This is a genomic window from Collinsella sp. AF11-11 (assembly GCF_003465485.1).
In the GTDB taxonomy this organism is placed as follows: Bacteria; Actinomycetota; Coriobacteriia; order Coriobacteriales; family Coriobacteriaceae; genus Collinsella.
Window position 1 is genome coordinate 160,040 of sequence record NZ_QSAS01000002.1, and the last position, 13,953, is coordinate 173,992.

The 13,953-nt window shown below is 60.7% G+C and carries 14 protein-coding genes; 8 read left to right on the forward strand and 6 right to left on the reverse strand.

Features of this window, described 5'->3' with window-relative positions:
* Positions 1 to 6: 6 nt before the first annotated feature.
* On the reverse strand, positions 7 to 387 hold the full coding sequence (locus DWV58_RS02170) for a GntR family transcriptional regulator (RefSeq protein ID WP_117776023.1): 381 nt from the start codon (positions 385 to 387) through the stop codon (positions 7 to 9).
* A 215-nt stretch (positions 388 to 602) separates the two neighbouring features.
* Between DWV58_RS02170 and DWV58_RS02175 the strand changes: the two genes are divergently transcribed.
* The 3 genes from DWV58_RS02175 (at position 603) to DWV58_RS02185 (ending at position 3,785) form a co-directional block, all read left to right on the forward strand.
* A complete protein-coding gene (locus DWV58_RS02175) occupies positions 603 to 2,216 on the forward strand; it encodes a peptide chain release factor 3 (protein WP_117776024.1) in 1,614 nt (537 codons plus the stop codon).
* Positions 2,217 to 2,372: 156 nt separating this feature from the next.
* Positions 2,373 to 3,095: a VUT family protein gene (locus tag DWV58_RS02180; RefSeq protein WP_226812554.1), complete on the forward strand. Its 723-nt coding sequence runs from the start codon at positions 2,373 to 2,375 to the stop codon at positions 3,093 to 3,095.
* A gap of 9 nt (positions 3,096 to 3,104) precedes the next feature.
* Positions 3,105 to 3,785 carry an SDR family NAD(P)-dependent oxidoreductase gene (locus DWV58_RS02185; RefSeq protein ID WP_117776025.1) on the forward strand — a complete coding sequence of 227 codons (681 nt, stop codon included), beginning with the start codon at positions 3,105 to 3,107 and terminating at the stop codon, positions 3,783 to 3,785.
* 50 nt (positions 3,786 to 3,835) lie between these two features.
* Here the strand turns inward: DWV58_RS02185 and DWV58_RS02190 are convergent, their stop codons facing one another.
* Positions 3,836 to 4,561, reverse strand: a complete 726-nt coding sequence (locus DWV58_RS02190) for a uracil-DNA glycosylase (RefSeq protein ID WP_117582841.1) — start codon at positions 4,559 to 4,561, stop codon at positions 3,836 to 3,838.
* Between the two features lie 88 nt (positions 4,562 to 4,649).
* Positions 4,650 to 5,552 carry a DMT family transporter gene (locus DWV58_RS02195; protein WP_117635822.1) on the reverse strand — a complete coding sequence of 301 codons (903 nt, stop codon included), beginning with the start codon at positions 5,550 to 5,552 and terminating at the stop codon, positions 4,650 to 4,652.
* Positions 5,553 to 5,710: 158 nt separating this feature from the next.
* On the opposite strand from DWV58_RS02195, the gene DWV58_RS02200 reads away from it, so the two are divergent.
* Complete coding sequence (locus tag DWV58_RS02200) at positions 5,711 to 6,577, forward strand: LysR family transcriptional regulator (RefSeq protein ID WP_117776026.1); 867 nt, start codon at positions 5,711 to 5,713, stop codon at positions 6,575 to 6,577.
* A 27-nt stretch (positions 6,578 to 6,604) separates the two neighbouring features.
* Here the strand turns inward: DWV58_RS02200 and DWV58_RS02205 are convergent, their stop codons facing one another.
* Entirely contained in the window at positions 6,605 to 7,987 is a 1,383-nt protein-coding gene (locus DWV58_RS02205) for an MATE family efflux transporter (protein ID WP_117776027.1), read from the reverse strand.
* 191 nt (positions 7,988 to 8,178) lie between these two features.
* Here DWV58_RS02205 and DWV58_RS02210 point away from each other — a divergent pair, with 191 nt between their 5' ends.
* The gene (locus DWV58_RS02210; protein ID WP_117776028.1) at positions 8,179 to 8,991 is read left to right on the forward strand and encodes a putative RNA methyltransferase; all 813 of its coding nucleotides are present in this window, start codon (positions 8,179 to 8,181) and stop codon (positions 8,989 to 8,991) included.
* A gap of 126 nt (positions 8,992 to 9,117) precedes the next feature.
* On the opposite strand, the gene DWV58_RS02215 is transcribed toward DWV58_RS02210, so the two are convergent.
* Positions 9,118 to 9,519, reverse strand: a complete 402-nt coding sequence (locus tag DWV58_RS02215) for a hypothetical protein (RefSeq protein ID WP_117629601.1) — start codon at positions 9,517 to 9,519, stop codon at positions 9,118 to 9,120.
* Between the two features lie 436 nt (positions 9,520 to 9,955).
* Between DWV58_RS02215 and DWV58_RS02220 the strand changes: the two genes are divergently transcribed.
* Complete coding sequence (locus DWV58_RS02220) at positions 9,956 to 10,660, forward strand: class I SAM-dependent methyltransferase (protein WP_117776029.1); 705 nt, start codon at positions 9,956 to 9,958, stop codon at positions 10,658 to 10,660.
* Between the two features lie 48 nt (positions 10,661 to 10,708).
* On the opposite strand, the gene DWV58_RS02225 is transcribed toward DWV58_RS02220, so the two are convergent.
* Complete coding sequence (locus tag DWV58_RS02225) at positions 10,709 to 11,005, reverse strand: hypothetical protein (protein WP_117776030.1); 297 nt, start codon at positions 11,003 to 11,005, stop codon at positions 10,709 to 10,711.
* Between the two features lie 77 nt (positions 11,006 to 11,082).
* On the opposite strand from DWV58_RS02225, the gene DWV58_RS02230 reads away from it, so the two are divergent.
* Together DWV58_RS02230 and DWV58_RS02235 are read left to right on the forward strand one after the other, a co-directional pair.
* Positions 11,083 to 11,571 carry a GNAT family N-acetyltransferase gene (locus tag DWV58_RS02230; RefSeq protein WP_117582849.1) on the forward strand — a complete coding sequence of 163 codons (489 nt, stop codon included), beginning with the start codon at positions 11,083 to 11,085 and terminating at the stop codon, positions 11,569 to 11,571.
* 306 nt (positions 11,572 to 11,877) lie between these two features.
* Positions 11,878 to 13,881, forward strand: coding sequence for a translation factor GTPase family protein (locus tag DWV58_RS02235; RefSeq protein ID WP_117776031.1), 2,004 nt, complete (start codon positions 11,878 to 11,880; stop codon positions 13,879 to 13,881).
* Positions 13,882 to 13,953 lie beyond the last annotated feature (72 nt).

A 13,953-nucleotide genomic window follows, 5' to 3' on the forward strand; every position in this document is an offset into this window, starting at 1 on the left:
AGATGGCTACTGCATGGTTTCGGGGGCTACGAGGTCGAGCATCTCGTGCAGCTTGTCGCGCGTGACGCCCAAGGCTTCGGCTTGGCTCGCCGCTTTCGCAAGCAGCTCTTCGATATGGCAGAGCTGATTTTCGCGCAAGAGTTCTTGGTTGCCCTCGGCGACAAAACAGCCCTTGCCCTGCACGGTGCAGATAAAGCCGAGTTGCTCCAGGTCGGCGTAGGCGCGCTTGGTGGTGATGACACTCACGCCAAGATCGCTCGCGAGTGCACGGATGCTGGGGAGTTTGGCTCCCGCAGCGAGCGCGCCCGAAAGGATCTGAGCTTTGACTTGCGAGACTATTTGCTCGTAGATGGGCTTGTCGCTCGAATTGGATAGGATGATGTCCACAGCGGCTCCTTAGCTGTTGGGCTACACGTGTATATAACCGGTAAGCACAGTATATATACACTATGTACAGTTACGCAAGAGACAAATTCGGATTGGGCCGGCTACCCAGGCCCCAACTGATGAATTTGTCCTGATAGGCGCCCTAGAGCGGGATTTCGCGGCTACAATAGTGCGGTTACATCGACGTAATGCACTCAATGCAAGAAAGGATCCGCATGGCAAGCCTGTCGGATGAAATCTCGTCGCGCCGCACATTCGCGATCATCAGCCACCCGGACGCCGGTAAGACCACGCTTACCGAGAAGCTGCTGCTCTATACCGGCAGCATCCAGACTGCCGGTTCGGTCAAGGGCAAGAGCTCGGCCAAGCACGCCGTCTCGGACTGGATGGACATCGAGAAGGAGCGCGGCATTTCCGTTACCTCCTCGGTGCTGCAGTTCACCTATAATGGCGCCTGCGTCAACATCCTCGATACCCCCGGCCACCAGGACTTCTCGGAGGATACCTACCGTACCCTTATGGCCGCCGACGCCGCAGTCATGGTCATCGACGGCGCTAAGGGCGTCGAGGCCCAGACCAAAAAGCTCTTTAAGGTCTGTACGCTGCGCCATATTCCCATCTTCACCTTTGTGAATAAGCTCGACCACGAGGCCCGCGACCCCTTTGAGCTCATGGAAGAGATCGAGAACGTCCTGGGCATCAATACGTATCCCATGAACTGGCCGATCGGCAGCGGTCGCAACTTCCGCGGCGTGTTCGACCGTCAGACCCGTCGCGTCATCGCCTTTGAGGGCGACGGTCACGCCAACGCCACCAAGAAGGTCGCCGAGGTCGAGGCCGAGCTGGGCGATCCCGCCATGGATGAGCTTATTGGCGAGGAGAACCACAAGAACCTGATGGACGACATCGAGCTGCTCGATGGCGCCGGCGACGAGCTCGACCTGGATGCCGTGGCCTGCGGCAAGCTGAGCCCGGCGTTCTTCGGCTCGGCGCTCACCAACTTTGGCGTGGAGCCCTTCCTTAAAGAGTTCCTGCGTCTGGCCCCGACGCCGCGTGCCTATACCGATACGCTCACCAGCGAGCCGGTCGCGCCCGCCGAGAACGACTTTAGCGGCTTCGTGTTTAAGATCCAGGCCAACATGGACAAGAACCACCGCGACCGCATCGCCTTTGTGCGCATTTGCTCGGGCAAGTTCGAGCGCGGCATGGACGCCTTCCACATGCAGGGCAACCGTAAACTCAAGCTGGCCACGGGCACGTCGATGATGGCCGATGACCGCGCCATTGTGGACGAGGCGTACGCGGGCGATATCGTGGGCCTGTTCGATCCGGGTATCTTTAGCATCGGCGACACCGTGTGCTCCGGTAAGCGCCACGTGCAGTATCCGCAGATCCCGACGTTCGCCCCCGAGATGTTCGCTCGCATTACGCAGGTCGACACGCTCAAGCGCAAGCAGTTTGTGAAGGGTATGGAGGAGCTTGCCCAGGAGGGTGCCATCCAGATCTTCCGCGAGCTGGGTGCCGGCATGGAGAGCGTCATCGTGGGCGTGGTCGGCGTGCTGCAGTTTGAGGTGCTCGAGCGCCGTCTTAAGGCCGAGTACCGTGTTGAGGTTCGTCGCCAGCCGCTGCCCTATACGGACATCCGCTGGATCCAGAACGACCCCGATACCATCGATATCCCGGCCCTTTCGCTCACGCGCGACACCCTGCGCGTCGAGGACATGCGCGGCGGCAAGCTGCTGCTGTTCACGAGCCCGTGGAACGTTGACTGGGCGACCGACCACAACCCCGACCTTGTCCTGTCGGAGTTTGGCAACGTAACGTTTTAGTGCGCCGGCGCGGTGGTCCTGCGGGGCTGCCGCGCCTTTTGCTTGCCTGCCGCCGCGTGAGCGGCTATCATACCCACCGTCGCCTCAAGACCGTGGCGGCCGAGCAGTTCGGGTCCGATATCCTGCTCGTTAAACCTAAAACCAAAGGAGTACATAATGATCAAGAAGGTCATGGAGGACTATAAGGTCCTGTTGCGGAGCATTCCCGCGGCAACGGTTTCGCTGTTTTTCGTGAGCGTCATCATGATGAACTTGCTGGCCAACAAAGAGCTTATCAGCCTGCCATATCTGGCGCTCGACTGCGGCTTTGTGGTGAGCTGGGTTTCGTTTTTGTGCCAGGACATGATCTGCAAGCGCTTTGGCGCCAAGGCATCCATCAAAATCTCTATCCTCGCGCTGCTGGTCAACCTGGCCGTGAGCCTGTGCTTTTGGGCATGCTCGCTCACGCCTGGCATGTGGGGCGCCTACTACGACACCGGCATGATCGAGGTCAACACTGCCCTTAACGCCACCATCGGTGGCACCTGGTACGTGGTGCTGGGCTCTTCGCTGGCAATGCTCGTTTCTGCCGTGGTTAACTCCACGCTCAACCAGTCGCTCGGCCGTATGCTCAAAAAGAATAACTTTGCGAGCTTCGCCTTCCGCTCCTATGTGTCCACGGGTGTTGGCCAGTTTATCGACAACCTGGTCTTTGCCATTGTGGTGAGCCACACGTTCTTTGGCTGGACCTGGGTGCAGGTCCTTATGTGCTCGCTGACCGGCGCTGTTGCCGAGCTGCTGTGTGAGGTCTTCCTGAGCCCCGTGGGCTACAAGGTCGTGCGTGGCTGGGAGCGCGAGAATGTGGGCGCCGAGTACCTCGAGCGTCACGCAACCGCCTAAGGAGCAAGTATGCGGGTTTTGATCACGGGTGCCTCGGGCGGTATCGGAGCCGCGTGCGTGCAGCGTTTTTTGGACGAGGGCCACGAGGTCGTGGGCTTTGATCTGCTGCCGGCGGCGATCGAACACGAGCGCTACCGCCATCTGATCGTCGATGTCCGCGAGCCGGACTCGTTTCCAGGCGAGCTTGAACCCCAGGTGATCGTAAACGTTGCCGGTACGCAGGATTCGGCCAACGATATTGCCGCCAACCTGTGCGGCACCATCAACGTAACCGAGCGCTACGCCTTTGTGGGGGAGGGGCTTGCCGCCAAGCCGGCGCCGGCCATTACATCCGTGGTCAATGTGGGGTCGGCGAGTGGGCATACGGGATCGGAGTTTCCCGCCTATGCCGCCAGCAAGGGCGGCGTTATCGCCTACACCAAGAACCTTGCAAACCGCCTGGCGCCGCAGGCCATCGCCAACAGCGTGGACCCGGGTGGCGTTATCACGTCGCTCAACCGTTGCGTGATGGAAGACGAACGCCTGTGGAACCAGATTATGGAGCTCACGCCGCTTAAACGCTGGGCCACCGCCCAAGAGATCGCCGAGTGGATCTACTTTGTGGGCGTGACCAACCGGTTTATGACCGGGCAGAGCCTGCTGATCGATGGCGGCGAGGCCGGCCGCACACAATTTATTTGGCCCGAATAGGAAACGCGCCCGATGGAAAGCCGTCGGGCGCGTTTTTGATGTATCGGTTTTTAGCCGAGGCAAGTCCAGTTGACGGGGGTCGAGCCGTGCTGTTCGAGTAGCCGATTGGCAGCGGAGAAGGGGCGCGACCCTATAAAGGCGGGGAGTTCTGCCGTGGCACGGTTGGCCGAAAGCGGCGAGGGGTGCGTAGAGGCCAGGCAGAACTTGCCGGTTGCCTTGCCCGCGCCGATCGCGTCGAGCTTGCCCTCAACCATTTGCTGGGCAAAGCGTCCCCATGCCAAAAAGACGACCGGCTGGGGCAGCTGGCAGCAGCGTTCGATAACGTAGTCGGTGAGTGTGCTCCAGCCCAGCTTGGCGTGCGAATTCGCGGCATGCTCACGCACGGTGAGCGTAGTGTTGAGGAGCAAGACGCCCTGCTGTGCCCATGGGGTTAGGTCTCCCGTGGCGGGAATGGGGCAGCCCAGATCGGCGTTGAGTTCCTTATAGATGTTGCGCAGGCTCGGCGGTAACTTGGTTTGCGACGCGGGGACCGAGAACGACAGCCCCATGGCCTGGTTGGGTCCGTGATAGGGGTCCTGACCCAAGATGACAACCTTGACCTGGTCGGCCGGCGTGTAGGCGAGGGCATTGAGGATGTCGTCTTGTGCCGGGTAGATGGTCTGCTCGGCACGCAAAAGGGCGATGCGCTCGAGCAGCTGGTTCGTCGTGTCGCGTACCGGCTGCGGCGCATCGCCCAACCAAGTTGCTATGTTGCGGTCGCGGGTCGCGGCGTCCATGGGGCTCCTTTACGTCTGATGCTCTGTTGGCATCTATTATAAAGGCGCACCGGTTGCCTTTATGCCGCGGCTGTATAAGGAGTGGGGTCTACGAGACGCGCTCGGGCGCTCCTGCCATGCGAGCGTGCCCGTGTGCACGAAGACGCGGGAGCTCGACGGTTGCCACCATGACGCCGGTGAGGATGAGGGCGGCGCCAAAGAAGGCGATGGGGCTCAGGACCTCGCCGACCAGGAAGAACGAGAAGACAGCGGAGCAGACCGGCTCGAGCGAGAAGGCAAAGCCTGTGGTCTCGGCGGGCACGTGGGGCTGCGCGAGCGTTTGGGTGATAAAGCCGTAGGCAGAGCAGATGAGCGCGAGTGCGACGACGACCACGACCTCGCTCGGCGTGCTGGGAAGCGTGAAGCCGCCAAAGGTAAATGCGGCGATACCCGAGAACAAGCCGCCGAAGCCCAGCTGCCAAATGCCCAGAGCCAGCGGATCGACTTCTTCGACAAAGCGCTTGGCGATGATAATGTGGCCGGCATAGATAAAGGCCGAGAGCAGCATGATGATCGCGCCGGGATTCAGGCTAGTAAAGTCGGCGCCCGAGAGCAGCAACATGCCGCAGGTGACGATGGCGGTGCCGATGAGCACCTTGCGCTCGGGGGCGCGACGCAGCAGTGCCGCGTTGGCAAACGGCACGATTACGACCGTCAGGCTCTGCAAAAAGCCGGCGGTGGAGGCGGAAGTGAGGCTAGAGCCCAGGCACATGCAGGTGATCTCGGTTGCCATGATGGCGCCGATGATGGCGGCGCGGACCATCAGGTCACGGTTGATGCGCACCGCGTGCTTGTGGAAGAGCAGCAGGCAGGCCGCAAAGGCGATGATGCAGCGCAGCGCGACGATGCTCGTGGCGTTCATGCTGTCCATGCCGATCTTCATGAGGGGGTACGAAAAGCCCCATGCGACGGGAACGGAAAATGAGAGCGCGATTGCTTTTTTGCGATCCATGGGACTCCTTTTGTTACAGAACGGTTTCGCAAAAAGGATTCTGCTCCCAGATATGGATGTAGTAAAGCGAATGTATCTTCAGTATGATTAAGAAATACTAATGCTAGTAGAAAAAGCCCTGGCAAAACGTTTTACGGCTACATCGATGTGGAGGCACGATGGCATCGCGGTATCAGATTGTTTGTATGGTGGTCGATTGCGGCAGTCTTAAGGGCGCGGCCGACGAACTGGGCTATACGCAAAGTGCGGTGAGCCAGGCCGTCAAAGCGCTCGAGCGCGAGCTGGGTACCACGCTTATCGAGCGCGGTAAGCAGGGCGTTTCGCTTACGCGCGACGGTAAACAATATCTGCCGTTCCTGCGCCAGATTGTGACCGCTGAGGCCGAGCTCGAGGGCAAGCGCCAGGAGCTGCTGGGGTTCTCCTCGACTGATATTCGCATTGCGACATTTACCAACGTGAGTCGTACCGTGTTGCCACGCGTGATCCGCGACTTTGGTGCGCTGCACCCGGGCGTACGCTTTACCCTCAAGCAGGGCGATTACACGCGCAACGCTCAATGGGTACACGATGGCGTGGTTGATTTTTGTTTTACGGCGCGCGGATTTACCGCTGGGCTCGAGAAGCGCGTGGTCTATCACGACGAGTTGGTAGCATTGTTGCCGGCCGCGCATCCGCTGACGGCAAAGGAAAAGGTGACACTCGCCGACCTGGCGTCCGAACCGTTTGTGTTACTGGATGAGGGCGAGCAGAGCCTGGTGCTCGATGCATTCGCGGCGCACGGGCTGTCGCCGCACGTGACGAGTGAGGTCACCGACGACTACACCATCATGGCGATGGTGGAGGAGGGCCTAGGCGTAAGTATGCTGTATCGCCGTACCGTCGAGGGCATGCGGGCCGATATCCGCGTACGTCCCATCGTGCATGCTCCCTCGCGCGACGTGGTGGCAGCTTGGCGCAGCTGGGACACCATGCCTATCGCCACGAGGCGTTTTATCGACTATATGAGCTCGCATATTGTCAATTAATGACTGGCGTGACGTTGAGTGCGGTGTTTAGCGGGCTGTCGCTTTGGCTTGGGCGGTGTGATAGGTGCGTGCCGGGTGGCAGAGCAATACCGCCACGACCATAAAGAATGCCGTGGTGCCCAGGCTGATGGGGTAGACCATCATGATGTTCGCAAAGGTACGGAAGTGCGGGAACACGCAGAATACCCAATAGAAGCGAATGCCGCAGACGCAGATCATGGTGATGAGGGCGGGCATGAGCGAGATGCCAAAGCCGCGCAGGTAGCCGGACATGTTTTCGTAAAACATGCTAAAGGCGTATGCCGGGAAGATCGAACACACGCGGATGTAGCCGATCGAGACGATGTTGGGGTCGCTGTTAAAGAGCGATAGGATCTCGCGCCCCAGACCGACGATAACGATAATCGTGGTGAGTGCAACGATACCGCCTTCGATCAGGCAGACCTTGAGCGTCTTGGTGCAGCGGTCGATCTGGCGAGCGCCGTGGTTTTGTCCCACAAAGGTGGTGCAAGCCTGGCTAAAGCTGTTGAGCAGGTTGTAGCACACGTACTCCAAGCTCATGGCGGCGCTTGATGCCGCCATGACCTCGGTGCCCAAGCTGTTGATGGCGGACTGGATGATGATGTTGGCGACGGCAAAGACAGCGCTTTGGATGCCGGCGGGCAGGCCGATCTTGACGATGCGCTTGAGGGCGACGGGGTCTAAGCCTAAGTCGCGTGGGGTGACGCGGACGACGGAGTCGGTCTTGAGCAGGTGGACAAAGAGTGTGGCGGCGCTGACGGTGTAGGCGATGGCGGTGGCGATGGCGACGCCCGTGACGCCCCAGTGGAGCACGGGGACAAAGATGAGGTCCAGGCCAATGTTGAGGACGGTGGACACGGCGAGCGCCTGCAGCGGCATGCGGGTGATGCCGACGGAGCGGAAGATCGCGGCCTCAAAGTTGTAGAGCAAGATCGAGGGCATGCTGAGCAAAAAGACGCGCAGGTAGAGCGAGGCGAGCGGCATGGTCTCGGCAGGCACGTTGAGCGCAGCGAGCATGGGCTCGGCAAAGATCTCGCCCAGTGCGATGACGACAAAGCCCACGAGCGCCATTAAAATCGAGGTATGGACGGCGCGTTTGACCATGTTCTGATCGTTGCGGCCGATAGCGTTGGCGATGACCACGTTGGAGCCAAGCGACATGCCAATAAAAAGGTTGAGCATAAGACTGGTAAGCGGAACATTGGAGCCGACCGCCGCCATGGCGAGGGTTCCCTGGTCGCCCGAGAAGTTACCGATGATGACCGTGGCGATGAGGTTCGACAGCTGCTCCAAGATGCTCGTGGCGGCCACGGGGAAGGCGAACAGGGGAATATTGCGCCATAGCGAGCCGGTGGTCATGTCAATGTGCTTAGATGCGGTGCCTGCCATACGCTCTCAATCTCTAATATGCTCTTTCGTGCTTATTTGCGCAGACGATGATACTCCTAATGCAGCCAGCCGGCACTTAGGGACGTTCCTTTTCTGTCGGCAGCTGGGGACACTCCTTGTCTCTTCTATGACTAGGTGGGGAAGGCGTGCGACAATGGTGGGCGTTGTGTTGTTCGCGCTAAGGAGTTGCCATGTTGTTGTGTCCCGTTTGCCATGAGCCGTTGGTGGACGACGAGCGCGGTGCTGCATGTGCGGGCGGACACCGGTTTGACCGTGCGCGCGAGGGCTATCTGTATCTGCTGCGCTCGTCCAAGAGCGGCGACTCCATGGGCGATCCCAAGTCGCAGGCGCGCAGCCGTCGCGACTTTCTTAACCGCGGTTACTACGCGCCGTTGCGCGATGCGATGGTCGAGCTGGTGTGCGAGCGGGTGTCTGGGCGTGCCGCGTCTGCGAACTGCCCTATGACGTTGCTCGATATTTGCTGTGGCGAGGGCTATTACACGAGTGCCATGGGTGCGGTGCCGGGCGTGGATGCTTACGGTTTCGACCTGGGCAAAGAGATGGTGCGCCTGGCCGCCAAGCGCGGCGATGCGACCTACTTCGTGGCCAACATGAAGGACATCCCCGTGGCTGATGGCGCCTTTGATATGGTGACCGAACTCTTTGCTCCCTTTAACGAGCGTGAGTTTTCTCGCGTGCTGGCGCCCGAGGGCTCGCTCTACACCGTGGTGCCGGGTGCCCGTCATCTGTTTGGGCTCAAAGAGGTGCTCTACGACACGCCATATCTCAATGACGAGAAGCTGCCGAAGACTACCGAGCTCGAGTTGGTCGGAACGCAGCGGGTATCTGCGAATATTACGCTCCAGACCCAGGCCGACATCGAGGCGGTGTTCCAGATGACACCGTACTACTACCGCACGCGCCCCGCCGACAAAGAGCGCCTGGCAAACCTGGACACCCTTCAAACCGACATCGACTTCATCATCGCCGAGTACCGCCACTAACCTACCAAAAAGGGACAGGTTTATTTTGGCAGGTTTTATCTGGGCAAACGTAAAGGGCCGACCGCGGAGATGCGCGATCGGCCCTTTTTAGTTGCTTGGATGTAGGGGTCAGTGGAAGGCAAGTGCCTACAGGCGATCCTTGTTCTCGGCTTTAACGGCGTGAGCCTGCTGAACAAAGAACAGGTCGTACACCACGATGACAAAGGCGCCAAAGTTGATGGCGTCGCCGCCAAACGCGGGAAGCGTGAGCACGGCCTGCGCAATCGTGGCGATTGCGGCGACGATGCCGAGCTTAAACGCGCCATCCACCTGCGAAGGCTTGTTGGCGCCCTTGATGCCCGCAACACCTGCGGCAAGATCGACAAGACCCTTGATGACAAGTACGGCCGCGGCGAGCATGGCGTTCGGCCCGTACGTGGAATCGAGACTGCCTCGGGCGATGCCGACGCCGGCGATGACGAGGCTGGCGATGCCCAAAACAAAGTAAATGAGGGCAAGGATTTTGAGTGTCTTGCGAGCGTAGCTCATGGCTGGATCCTTTCGATACGAGTACGGCCGATCTGGCGTACCCCCTGTGCTGCACATATGGTGAAGCACATTGTAGTTCAACGCGGCGGCGCATGCGTCTGAAAGCGCTTTAGGCCTGCGCACCTCAACCTTTCAAAAAGGAAAGCTGGACGTAAGTCAAATCGATGGCAGCTCATGTGCGGCGCTGCGATGATGAGGATGTAACAAGGAGTTGGTCTAAGGAGGAGCCATGATGTACGGAACAGGGCAGGCGCGCGAGCCGCAATCGTTGGGAAGGCGCATGAGCGATTCTGTGATCGCTGCCGTGTGCACGGGATTGATGGCGGTGCTTTGCATTGGGATGCTGTGGGCCATGTCGCATGTGGGACAATAGCGGACGATTGGGTGCCGACACATGCGGCGCTCACGTATCCGCTTTGCTTGCTAAGGAGTACCCATGGGCGTCGTCGATCCCTTTTCTGTTGCTCGGGCCGCGGGGCTTGAGCTGATCGGGAAGCCCGAGGGCCTCACGCTCACCGACGGTGCGATGGAGCTGCGTGCCGATTTTGCCCGTATGCTCCCACGGCTCAAGCAGGGTCGTCTGCAGCAAGAGCTGTTGGTGAAGGCTGCACGCACAAAAGGTATCGAGAACCCCTGGGCGATTGACGCCACGGCAGGCTTTGGCGAGGACTCGCTGCTGCTGGCGGCCGCGGGCTTTACCGTCGATCTGTATGAACAGGATTGCGTGATCGCGGCGCTCCTCAAGGATGCCTTGGATCGCGCGGCAGATGATCCGGCGCTTGCGACTGCCGTGGCGCGCATGCGCTTACATGCGGGCGAGGACAGTATTGTCGGCCTTCGCCATACAGCTGAGCTGATCGGGCAGGGCGAGCTCACCGCTCCCGACGTGGTGTATCTGGACCCCATGTTTCCCGAGCGTACCAAGAGTGCGGCGGTCAAAAAGAAGTTCCAACTCCTGCACCATTTGGAGCAGCCGTGCGCCGATGAGGAGACGCTGGTCGAAGCCGCGCTTGCGGTGCACCCGCGCAAGGTCGTTATCAAGCGGCCGGTGAAGGGGCCGCTGCTTGCCGGCGTTAAGCCGAGCTATCAACTTGCGGGCAAGGCCGTTCGCTACGATGTTTTGGTGCCGCCGCGCCCGTAGCTTGTGCACGATGGCTGGCGCTTCGCCAGCGCCGTGCCGATGCGGGGTCTATTTCCAAGGGTGCGACGTCAGGTGCCAGCCGCCGCAGTATTCGCATTTGTAGCAGGCCAAACCACGCCGTCCGCGGTTTTCGCAGTCGGCCATAACGGCCTCGGCTTCGGCGCGTGTGTCGTAGCGGTTTTTGCGCTCGCACGACTTATAGCGCCAAGCCTCGTCGCGCTCGGCGTCCAGGGCGTCGCGGCGCTCGTCCTCGCGCACAAACAGGTCGCTCATATCGCCGCCGGTGGCAGCGCCCAAAAACTCGCTTTTGGCTTTTGACCAGGCGGCTCGCTTTTTGCTCCCCATCTGCTTCGCGCTCCTCTCCAAACGTTGGTATCATTGCTCAATCAAAGTGATACCAATAAACGTGAGGTCGCCGCGTGATGATCAGAAAAACCCTCGATACCGACATTCCCGCCGTCATGGCTATCTATGACGCGGCCCGCGCCTTTATGCGCGCGCATGGCAACGCCACGCAGTGGCCCGAGGGCACGCCTTCGGCCGAGCAGCTGGCTGCCGATATTGCCGCTGGTGGCAGTTACGTGTGCGAAGTCGACGGCCGCGTGGTGGCGACGTTTGCCTTTTTACCGGGTCCGGACGAGTGCTATGACGTGATTGAGGACGGTCAATGGCGCAGCGACACTCCGTATGCCGTGCTGCATCGCGTGGCATCCGACGGCACCGTGCACGGTATCGCGGCGGCGATGTTTGCCTTTGCCAAGGAATGCGCCGACCATCTGCGTATTGACACGCACGAGGACAACTTGCCCATGCAGGGCGCCATCGCCAAGGCGGGGTTCGAGCGTGTCGGTATCGTCTATGTGTCCGACGGCACGGCGCGTGTCGCGTTTGATTGGCTGCGCGAGGCGTAGGAGCCAAGGCACGTATCATCACCCAGCTCAAATAAAAAATGGCCCCGAGTGGGGCCATTTTTGGTAAAACGCGTCGTTGTGGGACTCGCATTGTTACCGCCCCAGATGAACCCGGGCAGACAAAAAGGGGAGGTGCCGGCTTTCGCAAGGCGCGAACCTACGAAAATCGCCGCGCGGCAACGCGGGGCGATGAGCTCGGTCGGGGGATAGGGCCCGCTTCGCCCACCGGCCCGTAAATTGTATCATCCAGTGTGGAGCGTGAACGCCCGTTGCCGCGTGCGATGGGCTTGCAATAAGAGGAGAGCCATGTCGAAGCAAGCGGTCGTTGGAATCTTGGCGCATGTCGATGCCGGCAAGACCACGTTGGCCGAGGCCATGCTGTTCAACGCGGGCCGCATTCGCAAGCGTGGCCGCGTGGACGATGGCGATTCGCATCTGGACACTAACACGATCGAGCGCGAGCGCGGCATCACGATTTTCTCGTCGCAGGCCGTGCTCGACCACGGCGATACCCACGTCATGCTCGTGGATGCTCCCGGCCATGTCGATTTTTCTGCCGAGGCGGAGCGCACACTGCGTGCCCTGGACTACGCGATTCTGGTGGTGGGCGCCAACGATGGCGTGCAGGGGCACACCGAAACCCTGTGGCGCCTGCTTGCACGCTATGACATCCCGACGTTCATCTTCATCAACAAGATCGATTTGGAGAATCCCGGCCGCGATGTTTTGCTGGCACAACTCGAGCAGCGTCTTTCCGAGGGCTGCCTGGATGCCAACGAGCTGCTGGCGGGCGGCGCCGTTCAGGAGGACGCTGCTGCGTTGGACGAAGCGGCGCTCGAGGAGTTTCTTGAAGCGGGTGAGCTTTCTGTCGCAACGCTGTCGCGCATGGTTGCCGAGCGCAGGCTCTTTCCCTGCTTTGCCGGCTCGGCGCTCAAGGACCAGGGCGTGGGCGAGCTGCTGGATGGCATGTGCACGCTGATGCGTGAACAAGCGTGGGCCCCGGAGTTCACCGCGCGCGTCTATCGCGTCAGCCGAGGTGTTCGTGGCGAGCGCTTGGCTTGGGTTAAAGTGACCGGCGGCACGCTGCGCGCAAAACAGATGATCAGCGGGCATTCCAGTGCCGAGGCGTGGGAACAGAAGGTCGATCAGGTGCGCATCTATAACGGCGAGAAGTATGAGCTTGCCCAAGAAGTTGCTGCTGGCGGTATTTGCGCCGTGACGGGTCTTGCGCACGTTCGCCTAGGGGACGCCCTGGGCACGGAGCCCGCGGGCGATGCGCCCGTCATCGCTCCGGTCCTCACCTATACGGTGCTGCCGGGCGAACACGACGTTCATGCGGTGTTTAAAGCGCTGAGTGAGTTGGCGGACGAAGATCCCATGCTCGGCGTAAGCTGGAATACGCATCTTGAGCAGATCCGTTTGCAGTTGATGGGCGCCGTGCAACTCGAGGTCGTGCAGCGGGTGTTGGCCGATCGCTTTGGCCTTTCGGTTGCGTTTGAGCCCGGCGGCATTCTCTATAAGGAGACTATTTCGCGGCCGGTCGAGGGCGTGGGCCACTTTGAGCCGCTGCGTCACTATGCCGAGGTGCATCTGCGCCTGGAGCCGTTGCCGGCGGGTTCGGGTGTGCAGTTTGGCACCGTGACCTCGACCGACGAGCTCGATCTTAACTGGCAGCGTTTGGCACTCACCAACGCTATGGAGCGCGACCACCTGGGCGTGCTGACGGGCTCGCCCATCACCGATGTGCGCATTACGCTCACGGGCGGCCGCGCGCATGCCAAACACACCGAGGGCGACGATTTTCGCCAGGCCACGTACCGCGCGATTCGCCAGGGTTTGATGCAGGCGCGCGAGGCGGGCGCGGCGGTGCTGCTGGAGCCGTGGTATCGCTTTGAGCTCGAGGTGCCGGGGGAGTGCGTGGGCCGGGCGCTCTCGGATGCCACGCGCATGGGTGCCGAGTACGAGCCGCCGACGATGGCGGGCGACCGGGCGAAGCTTGTGGGTCGCGTGCCGGCATCCGAGGTGCAGGATTATGCGCTGGAGGTGGCTGCCTACACGAGCGGTCGCGGGCATCTGTACCTGGAGTTCGCCGGTTATGCGGCCTGTCATGATGCCGAGCGCGTCATCGAGGCGGCCGCCTATGAGCCCGAGGCCGATCTGCCCAACACGCCCGACTCGGTCTTTTGCTCTCACGGCGCCGGCTACACGGTCAAATGGTATGACGTGCCCGCCGCAGCGCACGTAAAGATCGATCCCGCCACCTTCCGTCCCTGGCGAGCAGCAGACGCCGAGTTTTTCGGCCACATGTGACAAAGGGACAGCCCCTTTGTCACATGCTATTGGTATAACTCAGTATAAGTTGGTATAACTGTTACCAGGGTT